Genomic DNA, 17,281 nt, shown 5'->3' with positions numbered 1-17,281 from the left:
AACCTGGTGACCATGTTCGTGGCATGGAGAGACCTGAGATTCGCCAAGGGGCGATTCACCCTGATGGGGACGGTGGTCGTACTGATCACCCTGCTCGTCGGACTGCTGTCGGGGCTGACCGCCGGGCTCGCGCGGGAGAACATCTCCGCGATCACCGGCCTGCCCGCAGACCGGCTGGCGTTCGCCGAGCCGCCGACCGGCCAGTCGGTCTCCTTCACCAACTCGGCCGTCACCGAGCAGCAGTGGCGGCAGTGGGCCGGGCGGCCCGGGGTGACCGCTGCCGACCCGCTCGGCATCCGCCCCCTGAACGCCGCCGCCGGCGACCGCACCGCCGCCGTCTCCGCCTTCGGCTCCGAGCCGGGGGCCGGCCTCGCACCTGAGAGTGTACGGCTCGCGCCCGGCCGGGTGGTGCTCTCCGCGTCGGCCGCCGAGGAACTGGCCGTCGCGGCCGGCGACACCGTACGCCTCGGGCCGCTCCAGGCGTGGGTCGCCGCGGTCTCCGGGGACGCCTCGTACAGCCACACCCCCGTCGTGTGGACCTCGCTCGCCGACTGGCAGCGGCTCGCGAACCCGGGCGGCGACCAGCGGCAGGCCACCGTCGTCGCGCTGCGCACCACCGCGGACGCGGACCTCGTGGCCGGCGACGAGGCCGCGGGCACCGAGGCGCGGACGCTCGACGAGGCGCTCACCGCCATAGGGTCCTACCAGGCGGAGAACGGCTCGCTGCAGCTGATGCGGGGCTTCCTGTTCGCCATCTCCGCACTGGTCATAGGGGCCTTCTTCACCGTGTGGACCATCCAGCGCAGCGGCGACGTGGCCGTCCTGAAGGCGCTCGGCGCCTCCACCCGGTACCTGCTGAAGGACGCCCTCGGGCAGGCCGTGCTGATGCTGAGCGCGGGGACCCTGCTCGGCACGCTGCTCGCCGTTTCCTTCGGTGCGCTGATCAGCGGCGGGAACGTGCCCTTCGTCCTCGAACCGCTCACCGTGCTCGGCCCGGCCGCCGTGATGATCGTCCTCGGTGTGCTCGGCGCCGCCCTCTCCATCCGGCGGATCACCGCCGTCGACCCCCTGACCGCGCTCGGGAGCGCCCGATGAGCCTGCTGCTTGACGACGTCACCCTCACCTACCCCGACGGCGACGGGCGGCTCACCGCCCTGGACTCCGTGAGCCTGGAGGTGCCGGCCGGCGTCCTCACCGCCGTGGTCGGCCCGTCCGGCTCCGGCAAGTCCAGCCTGCTTGCGGTGGCCGCGACGCTGGTGACCCCGGACCGCGGCCGGGTCGTGGTGGCCGGCACGGACACCGCGTCGCTGGACGCGGCGGGCCGGGCGGCGCTGAGGCGCGAGCGCATCGGCATCGTCTTCCAGCAGCCGAACCTGCTGGCCTCGCTGACGGCGGTGGAGCAACTCCAGGTCATGGCGCATCTGTCGGGCGCGAAGCCGAAGGCCGTACGGGACCGGGCCCTGGCGCTCCTGGACGCGGTCGGTCTCGCCGGCCAGGCGGGCCGCCGGCCGCACCAGCTCTCCGGCGGGCAGCGGCAGCGGATCAACATCGCGCGCGCCCTCATGAACGAGCCCTCGGTGCTGCTCGTGGACGAGCCGACCAGCGCGCTGGACCACGAGCGGGGCGCGGCGGTCGTCGGGCTGCTCGCCACGCTGACCGAGGAGCGGGGCACGGCGACGGTGCTGGTCACGCACGACCGTACGCACCTGGACCGGACGGACCGGGTCGTCGCCGTGCAGGACGGCCGGCTCACGGAGCGGACCGCCGCGGTCTGAGTCGCCGGAAGGTCCGTCTCGCCGGAAAACGTCCTCGTATACCAGGAGCCGCCCACCTCAGGATGAGGTGGGCGGCTCCTGGTATACGAATCAGCCGAACAGCAGCCGCAGTGCCACGTCCCGGTAGTGCCGGATGTGCCGCAGCGAGCAGGCCGCGGCGCGGTCCGCGTCGGCCGTCGCGATCGCCCGGTACAGCTCCTCGTGTTCGTCCCAGAGCGGGCCGGGGTCGTCGATCTGCTGGAACAGCCAGCGCAGCCGGCCCTCGAGCGACTCCAGGGTGGAGGCGAGGAGTTCGTTGCCGGCCAGCTCCACGATGTGGTGGTGGAAGGCCGCGTTGGCGCGCGAGATGCGCTCGGGCCGGCCGGAGACGGTGGCCTGCCCCGCCTCGTCGAGCAACTGCCGCAGTGCGTCGAGCTGTTCGTGCTTGGCGCGCTCGGCCGCGCGCCGCGCCGAGAGCACCTCGAGCGCCTCCCGCAGGTCGAACAGGTTCTCCACGTCCTGCCGGGAGAGCTGCTTGACGACGATCCGGCGCGGGGACAGGGCCTCCAGGAAGCCCTCGCCGAGCAGGATGCGGATGGCCTCGCGCACGGGCACCCGCGAGACCCCGAACTCCACGGCCACATCGCGCTCGATGAGCCGGTCGCCCGGCTGGAGCCGTCCGGTGATGATGCGGTCGCGCAGGCCTTCGCAGACCTGGTCGCGCAGCCACATCGCGCCGCCGGCCGGACCTGATGCCGTGGCCCCCGTGTTGGTCGCTGTCACGTGCCCCTCCGTATATCGAAGTCATCACGGTATACCAAACGCTTGACGACCTCCGGGAGTGCCTTCATTCTTTGGTATACCAAACCGCGCGGAATGGCCTCCTCCTCCTCTGCGAATCGAGGGCTGCTTGCCATGAGTAGTACGCCGGCGGTCGGCACGACCGCTTCACGACGAAAGGCTCCGGACACCGGGGCACGTCCCACCAGGGTGCGCTGGAAGATGTTCGTCCTCCTGCTGGGCGTCGTCGCACTCAACTACATCGACCGGGGCTCCGTCTCGGTCGCGCTGCCGCTCATCACCGAGGACCTCGGGCTCTCCAAGGAGACCACCGGCTTCGTGCTGAGCGCGTTCTTCTGGACCTACGCGCTGATGCAGATCCCCAGCGGCTGGCTCGCCGACCGCTTCGGCGCCCGCCGCATGGTCTCCGGCGCCTGCGTCGGCTGGGGCGTCGCCCAGGGCGTCACCGCCGCCGCCACCGGCGCCGGCTCGCTGCTCGGCTACCGGCTGCTGCTCGGCGCGGTCGAGGCCCCGGTCATGCCGGCCGGCGGCAAGCTCAACGCCCAGTGGCTGCCCGCCAAGGAGCGCGGCCGGGGCGCGGTGCTGCTCGACGGCGGCGCGCCGCTCGGCGCCGCGCTCGGCGGCATCATCATCTCCGCGCTGATCGCCTGGACGGGCAGCTGGCGCATCAGCTTCGTCATCGCCGGCGTGCTCACCGTCGCCATCGGCCTGTACGCCGGCTGGTACATCCGCAACACCCCGCGCGAGCACCCCGGCGTCAACGAGGCCGAGGCCGCGTACATCGAGCAGGCGCACGCCGAGGAGGACGCCGCCGGCCCGGTCAACGAGCGCACGGGACTGCGCCCCTACCTCAAGTACCGCTCCTTCTGGGCGATGTGCCTGGGCTGGATGGGCTTCAACGGCGTCTTCTACGGACTGCTCACCTGGGGCCCGCTCTACCTGTCGGAGACCAAGGGCTTCGACATCAAGACCATCGGCTGGTCCACCCTCGTCATCTTCGGCGCGGGCTTCGTCGGCGAACTCCTCGGCGGCTGGCTCTCCGACCGCTGGAAGGCGGCCGGTGCGGGCGCCAACAAGGTGATGCGCACGATGATGGGCGTCGCCGGCGTCTCGGTGGTCTCCGGGCTGCTCGGCGTGGTCCTCGTGCCCGACGCGGTCACCGCCGTCGTGCTGCTCTCCCTCGTGATGTTCTTCCTGCGCTGGGCGGGCCTGTTCTGGTCCCTGCCGTCCATCCTCGGCGGCCGCGCCAACGCCGGCGTCGTCGGCGGCGCGATGAACCTCTCCGGCAACATCGCCGGCATCGTCACCCCGATCGCGGTCGGCTACATCGTCGGCGGCACCGGCTCGTACACCTGGGCGCTGCTCTACTTCGTCGGCGCCGGCGTCCTGTTCACGATCTCCTCCCTCGTCCTCGACTACAGCAAGAGGCTCGCCGTCCGATGAGCAGCAGTGAGAAGCACACCGTCCGCATCGGGATGCTCACCCCGTCCTCCAACACCTGTCTGGAGCCGGTGACCTACCGGCTGCTGCACGACGGCGACGGCCTCGCCACCGCGCACTTCGCCCGTGTCCCGGTCACCCGGATCGCGCTCGACGAGGGCTCCGACGCCCAGTTCGACCCCGCCCCGATGCTCGCCGCCGCCCGTCAGCTGGCCGACGCGCAGGTCGACGTCATCGTCTGGAACGGCACCTCCGGCTCCTGGCTCGGCGTCGACCGCGACCGCGCCCTGTGCGCCACCGTCACCGAGGCCACCGGAGTCCCCGCCACCACCTCCACGCTCGCGATCCTCGACGCCTGCGCCGCGTACGGGGTGACCCGGCTGGGCCTGGCCGTCCCCTACACCCGGGACGTCGCCGAGCGGATCGTCGCCACGTACGCCGAGGAGGGCCTGGAGTGCACGCTCGCCGAGCCCGCCGGCGTCAGCGACAACGAGTCCTTCGCCCGCATCCCGCACGCCGACGTCGCCCGGCAGATCGAGCAGGCCGCGCCGGACGCCCACGCCGTGGCCGTCGTGTGCACCAACGTGTACGGCGCCGAGGCCGCGGCCGAGCTCGAACCGGCCCTCGGCGTCCCGGTGTTCGACAGCGTCGCCGCCACCCTCTGGCGCGCTCTCGACCTTGCCGGCGCCGCTCCCGTCCTGCCCGGTCACGGCGAGCTGCTGCGCTCCGGCAGCCTGCGCGGCCGCTGCCAGGACGTGCTGGGCGAACTGCTCGACGCCACCGGCGCCGACCGCACCACCCTCCGCCTCGACGTGCCAGGCCACGGACTGCACGTCGACCTCACGGCCGCCGAGGCGCTCGGCGCGGGCGTTCGCTCCATCCGCCGCGACGCCTCGCTCGACCAGCGCCGGCTCAACACCGTGGAGTGGCTGGAGGAGCACCGGATCCCGCTGGTCCAGCCGCACTTCAGGGACGACCCGCATCCCCCGCAGGCGCTGATCGACGTGTACGGCGTCAACGCCCAGATGCTCTCCCCGGTCGTCCGCGGCAACGCCATGACGGGCTGGATCTCCGTGCACAGCCTGCGCGAACGCGACTGGACCGCGCGCGACACCGCCGCCCTCGCCGCGGCCGTGGACCGGGTCCACCACCTCCTCGACACCTACGGCAACGACATCCACGGCAAGGACACCCACGGAAAGGCGCACCCCGCATGACGAAGGACATCAGGATCTGCCTCGGCGTGGACGTCGACGCCGTCGCCGGCTGGCTCGGCAGCTACGGCGGCGAGGACTCCCCGAACGACATCCAGCGCGGCGTCTTCGCCGGCGAGGTCGGCACCCCGCGGCTGCTGAAGCTCTTCGAGCGGTACGGGCTGCGCACCAGCTGGTTCATCCCCGGACACTCCATCGAGACCTTCCCCGAGCAGACCCGCATGGTCGTCGAGGCCGGTCACGAGGTCGGCGCGCACGGCTACTCGCACGAGAACCCGATCGCGATGAGCCCGCAGCAGGAGGAGGACGTCCTCGCCCGCTCCGTCGAGCTGATCGAGGAGTACACCGGCCGCAGGCCGCGCGGCTACGTCGCGCCCTGGTGGGAGATGTCCCCGCACACGGCCGCGCTGCTGCACAAGTACGGCTTCTCCTACGACCACAGCCAGAACTACCGCGACTTCACGCCCTTCTACGCCCGTGTCGGCGACAGCTGGACGAAGATCGACTACTCCAAGGACGCCAAGGACTGGATGAAGCCGCTGGTCCACGGCCACGAGGTGGACCTCGTCGAGTTCTGCGGCAACTGGTACGTGGACGACCTGCCCCCGATGATGTTCAACAAGCACGCCCACAACAGCCACGGCTACATCAGCCCGCGGCAGTTGGAGCTCGACTGGCGCGACCAGTTCGACTGGGTCCACCGGGAGCTGGACTACGCCGTCGTGCCGGTGACCCTGCACCCCGACGTCAGCGGTCGCCCGCAGGTGCTGCTGATGCTGGAGCGCTTCATCGAGTACGTCTCCGGGCACGAGGGCGTCAGCTTCTGCACGCTGGAGGACGCGGCCGACGACTTCCGCCGCCGCTTCCCCTTCGCGGGCGCGGAGCGGCCCGCGGACATGAAGTAGCGCGCACGAACGGGAAGCCCACGAATCGGGAAGCGCCGGCCGGGATGAACCCGGCCGGCGCTTCCCGATTCGTCCGTACGTGTCAGGCGCCGCCGTTGCCCGTGGTGTTCGCGAGGGCCGTCGACAGCTCCTCCGCGACCTGCTGGAGGACGGGGACGATCTTGTCCGTCGCCGCCTCGGTCACGCGGCCCGCCGGGCCGGAGATGGAGATGGCCGCCGCGGTGGGGGAGTTCGGGATCGGCACCGCGAGGCAGCGGACTCCTATCTCCTGCTCGTTGTCGTCGACGGCGTAACCGGTCTCGCGGACCAGCTCCAGCGCCTCGAGGAAGCCCTCGGGCGTGGTGATCGTCTTCTCGGTCGCGGCCGGCATGCCCGTACGGGCGAGCAGCGCGCGGACCTCCTCGGCCGGGGTGTGCGCGAGCAGCGCCTTGCCCACGCCGGTGGAGTGCGGCAGCACGCGCCGGCCGACCTCGGTGAACATGCGCATCGAGTGCTTGGACGGCACCTGCGCCACGTACACGATCTCGTCGCCGTCGAGCAGCGCCATGTTCGCCGTCTCGCCGGTCTCCTCGACGAGCCGGGCCAGGTAGGGCCGGGCCCAGGTGCCGAGCAGCCGGGACGCGGACTCGCCCAGCCGGATCAGCCGGGGGCCGAGGGCGTAGCGGCGGTTCGGCTGCTGGCGCACGTAGCCGCAGGCGACCAGGGTGCGCATGAGGCGGTGGATGGTCGGCAGCGGCAGCCCGCTGCTCGCGGAGAGCTCGCTGAGCCCGACCTCGCCCCCGGCGTCGGCCATGCGCTCCAGAAGGTCGAAGGCACGCTCAAGGGACTGGACGCCACCGCTCGCGGCGGGTTTGGCGGCGTCGGTGGTGCTGGCGCTGGACGTCGGCACGTCAACGGTCCTTTCGAGGCGGGCGGGCAAGGCAGCAGCCTACCGGGCCGTTCCCCCCGACACACGGCCGCGGTCTCGGTTACGTTCTACTGTACGAAATCATTCTTCCACTTCATGGAAACCTCCAAGAGGGGTGGCTGCGGGGTCATGCTGGATGGCGGGCTCTTGACGCCGTCTCGTCGGGAGTGAAAACTCCTTCAACAGTTCGTTGAATTTCTGTTTCGTGAGAAGGGGTACGGGTGGACGTCAACCTGGTCCTGCGTTCGTCGCGTGTCATCACCCCGGAGGGGATGCGTGCGGCGTCGGTCGCCGTGTCCGGCGGGACGATCGCCGCGGTGTGGCCCCATGACGCCGAGGTTCCGGCCGGTGCCCGGCTGGAGGACGTCGGCGACGACGTCGTGCTCCCCGGTCTGGTCGACACCCACGTCCACGTCAACGACCCCGGCCGCACCGAGTGGGAAGGCTTCTGGACCGCGACCCGCGCGGCCGCCGCCGGCGGCATCACCACCCTGCTCGACATGCCGCTGAACTCGCTCCCGCCGACCACCACGGTCGACCACCTGCGCGTCAAGCAGGACGTCGCCCGGGCCAAGGCGCACATCGACGTCGGTTTCTGGGGCGGTGCGCTGCCCGACAACGTCAAGGACCTGCGCCCGCTGCACGACGCCGGCGTCTACGGCTTCAAATGCTTCCTGTCCCCCTCGGGGGTGGAGGAGTTCCCGCAGCTCGACCAGGACCAGCTCGCCGCCTCGCTGGCGGAGATCGCCGGGTTCGGCGGGCTGATGATCGTGCACGCCGAGGACCCCCACCACCTGGCCGCCGCCCCGCAGAAGAACGGCGTCAAGTACGCCGACTTCCTCGCCTCCCGGCCCCGGGACGCGGAGAACACCGCGATCGAGAACCTGATCAACCAGGCCCGCCGCCTCGGCGCCCGCGTCCACGTCCTGCACCTGTCCTCCTCCGACGCCCTGCCCCTGATCGCCGCCGCCAAGGCCGAAGGCGTGAAGGTCACCGTCGAGTCCTGCCCCCACTTCCTCACCTTGACGGCGGAGGAGATCCCGGACGGGGCGACCGAGTTCAAGTGCTGCCCGCCGATCCGTGAGGCGTCGAACCAGGACGCCCTGTGGCAGGGCCTCGCGGACGGGACGATCGACTGCATCGTCTCCGACCACTCCCCTTCCACCGCCGACCTGAAGACCCCGGACTTCGCCTCCGCCTGGGGCGGGATCTCCTCCCTCCAGCTCGGCCTGCCCGCGATCTGGACCGAGGCCCGCCGCCGCGGCCACACCCTGGAGGACGTGGTCCGCTGGATGAGCGAGGCCCCGGCCCGGCTCGCCGGCCTGACCCGCAAGGGCGCGATCGAAGCCGGCCGGGACGCCGACTTCGCCGTCCTGGCCCCCGACGCCACGTTCACCGTCGACCCGGCCGAACTCCAGCACCGCAACCGCGTCACCGCCTACGCCGGCAAAACCCTCCACGGCGTCGTCACCTCCACCTGGCTGCGCGGCGAACGCATCAACGACAACGGTTCGCTCTCCGAGCCCACCGGCCGCCTTCTCGAAAGGAACAACTGACCGTGACCGGCATACCTTCTTTCACCGGTGACGCCAGCCCTTACGGCGGCGGCGACCCCTACGCGGACTACCGCACCGCGGACTTCCCCTTCACCCAGTACGCCGACCTCGCCGACCGTCGTCTCGGCGCCGGTGTGATCGCCGCCAACGACGAGTTCTTCGCCGAGCGCGAGAACCTGCTCAAGCCCGAGGCCGCCGAGTTCGACCCCGAGCACTTCGGCCACAAGGGCAAGATCATGGACGGCTGGGAGACCCGCCGCCGCCGCGGCGTCTCCGCCGAGCAGCCGCACCCGACCGAGGACGACCAGGACTGGGCGCTGGTACGCCTCGGCGCGCCCGGCGTGATCCGCGGCCTCGTCGTCGACACCGCCCACTTCCGCGGCAACTACCCGCAGGCCGTCTCCGTCGAGGCCGCCTCCGTACCCGGCTCCCCGTCGCCCGAGGACCTTCTCGCCGACGACGTGAAGTGGACGACCCTCGTCCCGCGCACCGCCGTCGGCGGCCACGCCGCCAACGGCTTCGCCGTCGACGTCGAGCAGCGCTTCACCCACCTCCGGGTCAACCAGCACCCCGACGGCGGCATCGCCCGCCTGCGCGTGTACGGAGAGGTCGCCCCGGACCCGCGGTGGCTGTCCGTGCTCGGCACCTTCGACCTCGCGGCCCTGGAGAACGGCGGCCGGGTCGAGGACGCCTCGGACCGCTTCTACTCGCCGGCCACCAACACCATCCAGCCGGGCCGCTCCCGCAAGATGGACGACGGCTGGGAGACCCGCCGCCGCCGCGACAAGGGCAACGACTGGATCCGCTACGCGCTCGTGGCCGAGTCCGAGATCCGCGCGGTCGAGATCGACACGGCGTACCTCAAGGGCAACAGCGCCGGCTGGGCCGCGCTGTCCGTGGCCGCCGAGGGCTCCGAGGACTGGACCGAGGTCCTGCCCCGGACCCGCCTCCAGCCCGACACCAACCACCGCTTCGTGCTCGACGCGCCGGTGGTCGGCTCCCGGGTCCGGATCGACATCTACCCCGACGGCGGGATCTCCCGCCTCCGCCTCTTCGGATCCCTGACCGAGGACGGCGCGGCGCGGCTGGCCGCCCGCCACCAGGAACTGGGCGGGTAACGACACCCCGCCCGGCACGCGAGGACGCACCGACCCGACAGCACCGGTGCGTCCTCGCGCCTCTTTCATCTCGCGGTCAGGCGGCGTGTTTCTCCTCGTGGTCAGGCGGCGTGGCCGCCGTCGACCGCGTACTCGGCGCCCGTCACGTACGCCGCGTCCGGGCCCGCGAGGAACGCGATCATCGCGGCGACCTCCTCGGCCCGCCCGAAGCGGCCGAGCGCCGTCATGGCCGCCTGGCCCTGCGCGTACGGGCCGTCCGCCGGGTTCATGTCGGTGTCGGTCGGCCCCGGGTGGACGAGGTTCGCGGTGATGCCGCGGCCGCCCAGCTCCCGCGCGAGCGCCTTGGTCAGGCCGATCAGCGCCGCCTTGCTCGTCGCGTACAGCGCGCCGCCGGGTCCGGGCACCCGCTGCGTCATGCAGGTGCCGACCGTGACGATCCGGCCCCCGTCGCCCATCCGCGCGGCCGCCGCCTGCGAGGCGAGGAAGACGCCGCGCACGTTCACCGCGAGCACCCGGTCCACGTCGGCCAGGGTCAGTGTCTCCAGCGGGCCGAGCACGCCGATCCCCGCGTTGTTGACCAGCACGTCGAGGCCGCCCAGGGCGTCCGCCGCCCAGTCGATCGCGCCGGCCGCGTCGCCGGCGTCCGCGGAGTCCGCCCGCAGGGCGAGCGCGCGGCGGCCCGTCGCCTCGACGCCCCGGACGACCTCCTCGGCCGCCTCCTTGTCCCGCACGTAGGTGAACGCGACGTCGGCGCCCTCCCGTGCCAGCCGCAGGGCCGCCGCCGCGCCGATGCCCCGGCTGCCGCCCGTGATCAGGACCTTCTTGCCGTTCATCCCGGTTCCTCCGCAAAGAATCAGTAGTGGTTGCGGGTTCAAGGAAACGCGGACGGGCGCCCGGGCACCGGCGGGAAACGGACGGCGAGGACGGCGCGCGCCGATGACTTCCGCCGAGCCGCCGGCCGCCCCGGTACGGCACCTACGCATGAGCCGCCGAAACGTGTAGCCACCACGGGTTTGTGCCGGGTACGGTGATCGCCCGCGTGTGAGCCACCGAAGTCTCCACCCCGTCCACCGAGTTGGAGCAGGCCACCCGTGTCCTCGATCGCCGCGCCCGTCCCCCTGCCCGCACCCCGCCGCGCCTGGCTCACCGACCTTCCGGTGCTGCTCGTCGCGGTGGTCTGGGGCGCCAGCTACCTCGCTGCCAAGGGCATCACCGCCACGCACACGGTCGTAGCCGTGCTGGTGCTGCGCTTCGCGGTCGTCCTGCCGGTCCTGGTCGCGGCCGGGTGGCGCCGGCTGCGCGCGCTGAGCGCCGCCCAGTGGCGCGGCGCCGCCGTCCTCGGCCTGATCCTCGCCGGGATCTTCCTCCTGGAGACGTACGGCGTCGTCCACACCTCCGCCACCAACGCGGGCCTGATCATCAGCCTGACGATGATCCTCACCCCGCTCGCCGAGGCCGCCGTCACGCGTACGAGGCCGCCCCGCGCCTTCCTGGCCGCCGCCGCGCTCTCCGTCGCCGGAGTGGTGCTGCTGACCCAGGGCGGCGGCTTCACCGCCCCGTCCGCCGGCGACCTGCTGATGCTGCTGGCCGCCGTCGCCCGCACCGTCCACGTCCTGGCGATGTCCCGGATCAAGGCGGTGCAGAGCGCCGACTCCCTCTCCCTGACCACCGTCCAGCTCGGCGGCGCGGTCGCCGTCTTCGCCCTCCTCGCCGCCCTCCCCGGCACCGGCGACTCGCCCTGGAAGGTCGCCCTCGGCTTCGGCCCGCGCGAATGGGCCGGACTGCTGTTCCTCTCCGTCTTCTGCACGCTCTTCGCCTTCTTCGTGCAGATGTGGGCCGTCCGCCGCACCTCCCCGTCCCGCGTCAGCCTGCTCCTCGGCACCGAACCCCTGTGGGCCGCGGCCGCCGGCATCGCCCTGGCCGGCGACCGCCCCGGCGCGATCGGCCTCGCCGGCGCGGCCCTCGTCCTCGCCGGCACCGCCTGGGGCCGCCGCGCCGCCGAACGCGAGGACGCGGCTTAGCCCCGGTCCCGGGCGGCCCCCCTCAGCTCTTGCGCACCCGGTCCGAGACGATCATCAGGACCAGGCCGAGGACCGCGAAGACGATGTTCGCGAACAGGGCGCGGTCCTCCAGGAACCAGATGTGGTCCGTCAGATGCCGGGTGATCCCCATGAAGCGGAACCAGTCGTCGGTCAGCTCGCGGATCACGCCGCAGACGCCGAACACCGTGATCAGGAAGCCCGTGGTCTCCAGAATCTTCTTCATGCGCCGAGCATGATCCGCGCCGCGCGCCCGCCGCGTCGGCCGAGGGGACACCGGGCCGCGACCGAAGTAGCCGGGCGCGCGACTTTGGTATCCGTACGGCCGCCACGACCCGCCCCGCCGCCCCCGCCTGCGTACGTTGGACCGTATGACACGTACGGACCGCCTCGCCTGGCTGCTTCCCTCGGCCATGGCCGAGCCCCCGGCCGAGGGGGCCGCGCGGCCGCGGCGGACCGTGCGGGACTGGGTCGTCGACACCACCCTGTTCCTGCTCGCCGCCTTCGTCGGGCTGCTCGCGTCCGAGACCAGCGCCAAGTACAACAGCGAGGCCGTGATCCTCGCCGACCAGCTCCTGGGCGCCGCGGCCGTCTGCGCCCTGTGGCTGCGCCGGCGCTGGCCGGCCGGGCTCGCCGTGGCGCTGTCGCTCGTCAGCGTCGTCGCGCCGGTCGCCGGCGGAGCCATGCTGGCGAGCCTGTTCAGCCTCGCCGTGCGCAGGCCGTTCCGCGAGGTCGCCTGGATCGGGGCGCTCGCCGCCGCCGCCTCAGTGGCGCAGGTCTTCGTCCGGCCCGACCCCGAGACGGGCACCCTGCTGTCCATCGGCATCGGCTTCGTGCTGATCCTGCTGGTCACCGCCTGGGGCATGCTCGTACGCTCCCGGCGCAGGCTCGTCGAGGCGCTGCGCGAGCGGGCCCGGCGCGCCGAGGCCGAGGCCGAGCTGCGCGCCGAGCAGGCGCAGCGGCTGGCCCGCGAGGCGATCGCCCGCGAGATGCACGACGTGCTGGCCCACCGGCTCACCCTGCTCAGCGTGCACGCCGGGGCGCTGGAATTCCGGCCCGACGCCCCGCCCGCGCAGGTCGCCCGCGCCGCCGGCGTCATCCGGGACAGCGCCCACGAGGCCCTGCAGGACCTCCGCGAGATCATCGGCGTGCTCCGCGCGCCGGGCGAGACCACCGCGACGGGGGAGGAGAACCGGCCGCAGCCCACCCTGGAGACCCTCGGCGCGCTGGTCGAGGAGTCCCGGCAGGCCGGTATGAAGGTGGTCCTCGACTCCGATCTGGCCGACCCCGGCGCCGTGCCCGTCGCCACCGGCCGCACCGTCTACCGCATCGCCCAGGAGGGCCTGACCAACGCCCGCAAGCACGCCCCCGGCGCCGAGGTCACCGTCACCGTCCGCGGCCGGCGCGGCGACGGGCTCACCGTCGACGTCGCCAACCCGGCCCCCGACGGGCCCGTCCCGCCCGTCCCCGGCTCCGGCCAGGGCCTGATCGGGCTCACCGAGCGGGCCATGCTCGCCGGTGGCCGGATGTCGCACGGACCCGCCCCCGGCGGCGGCTTCGCCCTGCACGCCTGGCTACCGTGGCCCGCATGACCATCCGGCTGCTCATCGTCGACGACGACCCGCTGGTCCGCGCGGGTCTCACCTTCATGCTCGGCGGCGCCGAGGACATCGAGATCGTCGGCGAGGGCGCCGACGGCCGCGAGGTCCCCGAGCTCGTCGACCGGCTCGTCCCCGACGTCGTCCTGATGGACATCCGGATGCCGCACCTGGACGGGCTCACCGCCACCGAGCGGCTGCGCGCCGACCCCGGCGCCCCCGAGGTCGTCGTGCTCACCACCTTCCACGCCGACGAGCAGGTGCTGCGCGCGCTGCGGGCCGGCGCCGCCGGCTTCGTCCTCAAGGACACCGCGCCCGCCGAGATCGTCGCCGCCGTGCGCCGGGTCGCGGCCGGTGACCCGGTCCTCTCCCCGGCGGTCACCCGCCAGCTGATGAGCCATGTGGCCGGCGGGCCGGATCCGGCGGGCCGGCCCGACCCGGAGCGGGCCCGCCGCACCGCCGCAGCGCAGCGGATCGCCGAACTCGCGGACCGGGAACGGGAGGTGGCGCTGGCCGTGGGCCGCGGCGGGTCCAACGCCGAGATCGCCGCCGCCCTTTACATGAGCGTGCCGACCGTGAAGACCCATGTCTCGCGGATCCTGGCCAAGTTGGGCCTCAACAACCGTGTCCAGATCGCCCTCCTGGTCCACGACGCCGGCCTGTCCGGTGAGGGCGACGGCGTCTAGGCTCGGACGATGTCCGTCATCGATCTGGGGGAGTGCGGCGCGGACTTCACCGCGAATCCCTATCCGTACTACGCGAAAATGCGCGAGGCCGGTCCCGTCCACCGTGTGCGCATGACCGACGGGACCGAGGTCTGGCTGGTCGTGGGCCACGAGGAGGCGCGGGCCGCACTCAACGACCCGCGGCTGTCCAAGTCGCCGTCCGTGCTGGGCCTGACCATGCTCGACGAGGAGCTCATCGGTCCCAATCTGCTGGTCCTCGACCCGCCCGACCACACCCGGCTGCGCAAGCTGGTCGCGGGGGAGTTCACCGCGCGGCGGGTCGAGGGGCTGCGCCCGCGGGTGCAGAGCCTCACCGAGGAACTCGTCGACGCGATGGCCCCCGCCGGGCGCGCCGACCTGGTCGACGCCCTGGCCTTCCCGCTGCCCATCATCGTCATCTGCGAACTCCTCGGAGTCCCGGCCGCCGACCGCGACACCTTCCGCCGCTGGTCCAACGAGGTCGTCACGCCGAGCGGCGCGGGGGCGGAGCTGGAGGCGATCGAGGGCCTGGCCGCCTATCTCGACGCACTCGTCGAGGACAAGCGGGCGTCCGCGCCCGCGGACGACCTGCTGTCGGCGCTGGTCCGCGCCCGCGCCGAGGACGGCGACCGGCTCTCCCTGCCCGAACTGCGGGGCCTGGCCTATCTGTTGCTGATTGCCGGCCACGAGACCACCGTGAACCTCATCGGCACCACGGTACGGGCGCTCCTGACCCATCCGGAGCAGCTCGCCGCCGTCCGGGCCGAGCCGGAGCTGCTCGACGGGGCGATCGAGGAGGCGCTGCGCTGGGAGGGCCCGGTGGAGACGGCCACGTACCGGTTCAGCCGGGAGAGCGTGACCCTCGGCGGGACGGAGATCCCCGCGTACCAGCCGGTGCTGGTCTCGCTCGCCTCGCCCGGCCGCGACCCCGGGCGCTTCCCGGACCCGGACCGGTTCGACCTCCGTCGCGACGCGCGCGGGCACCTCGCCTTCGGGCACGGCATCCACTACTGCCTGGGCGCGCCGCTGGCCCGCCTGGAGGCGCGGATCGCGATCCGGACGCTTCTGGACCGGTTCCCCCGGCTCGAACTCGACCCGGACGCTCCGGCGTGGGAGTGGTTGCCCGGACTCCTCATGCGCGGCGTGCGTCGCCTTCCGGTGCGATGGTGACCGGCGACCACGCACCCTGAGCCGCGCGGGCCCTCAGCCCGCCGCGTCGCTCTCGTCCAGTGCCACCGGGCGACGCTCGCGCCGCGAGCGTTCGCAGGCCTCCGCGATGCGCAGGGCCTCCAGTGCCTCGCGGCCGTCGCACGGGTTGGCCGTCTCGCCGCGCACCAGGCGCACGAAGGCGGCCAGTTCGGCCTCGTACGCGGGGGCGAAGCGCTCCAGGAAGCCGGGCCACGGCTTCTCGGCGGGCTGCGGGCCCTGCGGCTCGACCGAGGCCAGCGGGGTGCGGGCGTCCAGGCCCACCGCGATCTGGTCGCGCTCGCCGGCGAGTTCCATCCGTACGTCGTAGCCGGCGCCGTTGCAGCGGGTCGCCGTGGCGGTGGCGAGCGTGCCGTCGTCCAGGGTGAGCACGGCGGCCGCGGTGTCCACGTCGCCGGCCTCGCGGAACATCGAGGGCCCGGCGTCGGAGCCGGTCGCGTACACCTCGACGACCTCGCGGCCGGTGACCCAGCGCAGGATGTCGAAGTCGTGCACCAGACAGTCCCGGTACAGCCCGCCGGAGAGCGGCAGGTACGCGGCGGGCGGCGGGGCGGGGTCGGAGGTGACCGCCCGTACGGTGTGCAGCCGGCCCAGGCGGCCGGAGCGCACCGCCTCGCGGGCGGCGCGGTAGCCGGCGTCGAAGCGGCGCATGAAGCCGAGCTGGAGCTCCACGCCGGCCTCCTCGGCGGCGCGCAGCGCGGCCCGGGTGCCGGGCAGGTCGAGGGCGATCGGCTTCTCGCAGAAGACCGGCAGGCCCGCCCCGGCCGCGCGGACGATCAGCTCGGCGTGGGAGGCGGTGGCCGAGGCGATGACCACCGCGTCCAGGGCGTGCGCGAACAGCGCCTCGACGTCCGGTGCGGCCTGAGCGCCGAGGGCACCGGCGACCTCGGCGGCCCGGACGGCCACCGCGTCGGCGACGACCAGCGACTCGACCTCCGGATGCCGGGCGAGCACACCCGCGTGGAAGGCTCCGATCCGTCCCGTCCCGATGAGTCCGATGCGCATGGCCCCAAGGTGCGGGCGCCCGGCCCGACTGTCAAGAGTTTGTCCGGACAATCGGACTTCACGACTTCCCGTCATGATGTCCGCGGACTACGCTCCTGCCGTGTCCAAGCACCCGTCCCCGCCGCGCTCGCAGCCGCTCCACCTCTCGGTGGACCGCACGAGCCCCGTTCCCCTGTACTTCCAGCTCTCCCAGCAGCTGGAGGCGGCGATCGAGACGGGCGTGCTGACCCCCGGCAGTCTGCTCGGCAACGAGATCGACCTGGCCGCCCGGCTCGGCCTGTCCCGCCCCACCGTCCGCCAGGCCATCCAGGCCCTGGTCGACAAGGGCCTGCTGGTGCGCCGGCGCGGCGTGGGCACCCAGGTGGTCCACAGTCACGTCAGGCGCCCGCTGGAGCTGACCAGCCTCTACGACGACCTGGAGGCGGCCGGCCAGCGCCCCGCCACCTTCGTCCTCGCCAACCGGATCGAGCCCGCCACCGCCCGGGTCGCCGCCGCGCTCGGCGTGCCCGAGGGCAGCGACGTCCGGTACGTCGAGCGGCTGCGCAGCGCGCACGACGAGCCCATGGCCCGGCTGCGCAACCACCTGCCGGCCGGTCTGCTCGACCTCGATGGTGAGACGCTGCAGGCCACCGGCCTGTACCGGCTGATGCGCGGCGCCGGCATCACCCTGCACAGCGCGCGGCAGACCGTCGGGGCGCGCGCCGCCACGCCGGCCGAGGCCGAGCTGCTCGGCGAGCAGCCGGGGGCGCCGCTGCTCACCATGGAGCGCACCACCTTCGACGACACCGGCCGCGCGGTGGAGTTCGGCTCGCACGTGTACCGGGCCTCCCGCTACTCCTTCGACTTCCAGCTGCTGGTCCGGCCGTAGGTTCCCGTCAGAATGTTCTGACAAATGCATTGACGAGTCCACGTCAAAGTCGTAGAACCGGAACGGCATGACCGATACTCAGTGGGCTCATCAGGACAGGCAGGACAGCGGGACACCAGGAGGCGCGGCGTCGTGACCAAGGCCGGGACAGGGGCACGTACAGGGA

The 17,281-nt window shown here is 72.9% G+C and carries 17 protein-coding genes; 12 read left to right on the top strand and 5 right to left on the bottom strand.

The window, feature by feature from the left end; translation table 11 throughout:
- Positions 1-12 precede the first annotated feature (12 nt).
- Entirely contained in the window at positions 13-1,095 is a 1,083-nt protein-coding gene (locus ACGFMM_RS26380; RefSeq protein ID WP_393648911.1) for an ABC transporter permease, read from the top strand.
- The gene (locus ACGFMM_RS26375) at positions 1,092-1,775 is read left to right on the top strand and encodes an ABC transporter ATP-binding protein (protein ID WP_393648910.1); all 684 of its coding nucleotides are present in this window, start codon (positions 1,092-1,094) and stop codon (positions 1,773-1,775) included. Before ACGFMM_RS26380 ends, ACGFMM_RS26375 begins: the two co-directional genes overlap by 4 nt.
- A 90-nt stretch (positions 1,776-1,865) precedes the next feature.
- On the opposite strand, the gene ACGFMM_RS26370 is transcribed toward ACGFMM_RS26375, so the two are convergent.
- Positions 1,866-2,537, bottom strand: coding sequence for a GntR family transcriptional regulator (locus ACGFMM_RS26370; RefSeq protein WP_393648909.1), 672 nt, complete (start codon positions 2,535-2,537; stop codon positions 1,866-1,868).
- Between the two features lie 219 nt (positions 2,538-2,756).
- Between ACGFMM_RS26370 and ACGFMM_RS26365 the strand changes: the two genes are divergently transcribed.
- The 3 genes from ACGFMM_RS26365 to ACGFMM_RS26355 are packed head-to-tail and all read left to right on the top strand — an operon-like array spanning position 2,757 to position 6,114.
- Positions 2,757-3,998, top strand: a complete 1,242-nt coding sequence (locus ACGFMM_RS26365; RefSeq protein WP_393648908.1) for an MFS transporter — start codon at positions 2,757-2,759, stop codon at positions 3,996-3,998.
- On the top strand, positions 3,995-5,212 hold the full coding sequence (locus tag ACGFMM_RS26360) for a GAF domain-containing protein (protein WP_393648907.1): 1,218 nt from the start codon (positions 3,995-3,997) through the stop codon (positions 5,210-5,212). Before ACGFMM_RS26365 ends, ACGFMM_RS26360 begins: the two co-directional genes overlap by 4 nt.
- The gene (locus ACGFMM_RS26355) at positions 5,209-6,114 is read left to right on the top strand and encodes a polysaccharide deacetylase (protein WP_393648906.1); all 906 of its coding nucleotides are present in this window, start codon (positions 5,209-5,211) and stop codon (positions 6,112-6,114) included. Before ACGFMM_RS26360 ends, ACGFMM_RS26355 begins: the two co-directional genes overlap by 4 nt.
- 82 nt (positions 6,115-6,196) lie before the next feature.
- Here the strand turns inward: ACGFMM_RS26355 and ACGFMM_RS26350 are convergent, their stop codons facing one another.
- Entirely contained in the window at positions 6,197-7,003 is an 807-nt protein-coding gene (locus ACGFMM_RS26350; protein WP_393648905.1) for an IclR family transcriptional regulator, read from the bottom strand.
- 290 nt (positions 7,004-7,293) lie between these two features.
- Here ACGFMM_RS26350 and allB point away from each other — a divergent pair, with 290 nt between their 5' ends.
- A complete protein-coding gene (gene allB, locus ACGFMM_RS26345; protein ID WP_393648967.1) occupies positions 7,294-8,577 on the top strand; it encodes an allantoinase AllB in 1,284 nt (427 codons plus the stop codon).
- Positions 8,574-9,695, top strand: coding sequence for an allantoicase (alc, locus tag ACGFMM_RS26340; protein ID WP_393648966.1), 1,122 nt, complete (start codon positions 8,574-8,576; stop codon positions 9,693-9,695). The genes allB and alc overlap by 4 nt, the downstream gene beginning before the upstream one ends.
- Before the next feature lie 101 nt (positions 9,696-9,796).
- Here the strand turns inward: alc and ACGFMM_RS26335 are convergent, their stop codons facing one another.
- Positions 9,797-10,528: an SDR family oxidoreductase gene (locus ACGFMM_RS26335; protein ID WP_393648904.1), complete on the bottom strand. Its 732-nt coding sequence runs from the start codon at positions 10,526-10,528 to the stop codon at positions 9,797-9,799.
- Between the two features lie 258 nt (positions 10,529-10,786).
- Here ACGFMM_RS26335 and ACGFMM_RS26330 point away from each other — a divergent pair, with 258 nt between their 5' ends.
- Positions 10,787-11,716, top strand: a complete 930-nt coding sequence (locus ACGFMM_RS26330; RefSeq protein ID WP_393648903.1) for a DMT family transporter — start codon at positions 10,787-10,789, stop codon at positions 11,714-11,716.
- A 22-nt stretch (positions 11,717-11,738) separates the two neighbouring features.
- On the opposite strand, the gene ACGFMM_RS26325 is transcribed toward ACGFMM_RS26330, so the two are convergent.
- Entirely contained in the window at positions 11,739-11,960 is a 222-nt protein-coding gene (locus ACGFMM_RS26325) for a hypothetical protein (RefSeq protein WP_393648902.1), read from the bottom strand.
- 145 nt (positions 11,961-12,105) lie between these two features.
- On the opposite strand from ACGFMM_RS26325, the gene ACGFMM_RS26320 reads away from it, so the two are divergent.
- Genes ACGFMM_RS26320 through ACGFMM_RS26310 form a run of 3 tightly spaced genes read left to right on the top strand, consistent with a single transcriptional unit; the run spans position 12,106 to position 15,206 of the window.
- Complete coding sequence (locus ACGFMM_RS26320; protein WP_393648901.1) at positions 12,106-13,326, top strand: sensor histidine kinase; 1,221 nt, start codon at positions 12,106-12,108, stop codon at positions 13,324-13,326.
- Positions 13,323-14,018 (top strand): response regulator, encoded by a 696-nt coding sequence (locus tag ACGFMM_RS26315; protein WP_393648900.1) that lies wholly within the window; start codon positions 13,323-13,325, stop codon positions 14,016-14,018. The genes ACGFMM_RS26320 and ACGFMM_RS26315 overlap by 4 nt, the downstream gene beginning before the upstream one ends.
- A 9-nt stretch (positions 14,019-14,027) precedes the next feature.
- Positions 14,028-15,206, top strand: a complete 1,179-nt coding sequence (locus ACGFMM_RS26310) for a cytochrome P450 (protein ID WP_393648899.1) — start codon at positions 14,028-14,030, stop codon at positions 15,204-15,206.
- A gap of 33 nt (positions 15,207-15,239) precedes the next feature.
- On the opposite strand, the gene ACGFMM_RS26305 is transcribed toward ACGFMM_RS26310, so the two are convergent.
- A complete protein-coding gene (locus tag ACGFMM_RS26305) occupies positions 15,240-16,247 on the bottom strand; it encodes a Gfo/Idh/MocA family oxidoreductase (protein WP_393648898.1) in 1,008 nt (335 codons plus the stop codon).
- A 148-nt stretch (positions 16,248-16,395) separates the two neighbouring features.
- Here ACGFMM_RS26305 and ACGFMM_RS26300 point away from each other — a divergent pair, with 148 nt between their 5' ends.
- Entirely contained in the window at positions 16,396-17,115 is a 720-nt protein-coding gene (locus ACGFMM_RS26300; RefSeq protein ID WP_393648965.1) for a GntR family transcriptional regulator, read from the top strand.
- Positions 17,116-17,281: the final 166 nt, after the last annotated feature.

The sequence above is a fragment of the Streptomyces sp. NPDC048604 genome (assembly GCF_043199435.1).
Taxonomy (GTDB): domain Bacteria; phylum Actinomycetota; class Actinomycetes; order Streptomycetales; family Streptomycetaceae; genus Streptomyces.
The sequence above is the reverse complement of the archived record's forward strand: the minus strand, read 5'-3'. Positions and strand labels throughout refer to the sequence as shown.

Coding starts and splice junctions, on each gene's coding strand:
- ACGFMM_RS26310 (WP_393648899.1), top strand. CDS start 14,028: ATGTCCGTCATCGATCTGGGGGAGTGCGGCGCGGACTTCACCGCGAAT.
- ACGFMM_RS26380 (WP_393648911.1), top strand. CDS start 13: ATGTTCGTGGCATGGAGAGACCTGAGATTCGCCAAGGGGCGATTCACC.
- ACGFMM_RS26360 (WP_393648907.1), top strand. CDS start 3,995: ATGAGCAGCAGTGAGAAGCACACCGTCCGCATCGGGATGCTCACCCCG.
- ACGFMM_RS26305 (WP_393648898.1), bottom strand. CDS start 16,247: ATGCGCATCGGACTCATCGGGACGGGACGGATCGGAGCCTTCCACGCG.
- ACGFMM_RS26315 (WP_393648900.1), top strand. CDS start 13,323: ATGACCATCCGGCTGCTCATCGTCGACGACGACCCGCTGGTCCGCGCG.
- ACGFMM_RS26325 (WP_393648902.1), bottom strand. CDS start 11,960: ATGAAGAAGATTCTGGAGACCACGGGCTTCCTGATCACGGTGTTCGGC.
- ACGFMM_RS26375 (WP_393648910.1), top strand. CDS start 1,092: ATGAGCCTGCTGCTTGACGACGTCACCCTCACCTACCCCGACGGCGAC.
- ACGFMM_RS26320 (WP_393648901.1), top strand. CDS start 12,106: ATGACACGTACGGACCGCCTCGCCTGGCTGCTTCCCTCGGCCATGGCC.
- ACGFMM_RS26355 (WP_393648906.1), top strand. CDS start 5,209: ATGACGAAGGACATCAGGATCTGCCTCGGCGTGGACGTCGACGCCGTC.
- allB (WP_393648967.1), top strand. CDS start 7,294: ATGCGTGCGGCGTCGGTCGCCGTGTCCGGCGGGACGATCGCCGCGGTG.
- ACGFMM_RS26365 (WP_393648908.1), top strand. CDS start 2,757: ATGTTCGTCCTCCTGCTGGGCGTCGTCGCACTCAACTACATCGACCGG.
- ACGFMM_RS26335 (WP_393648904.1), bottom strand. CDS start 10,528: ATGAACGGCAAGAAGGTCCTGATCACGGGCGGCAGCCGGGGCATCGGC.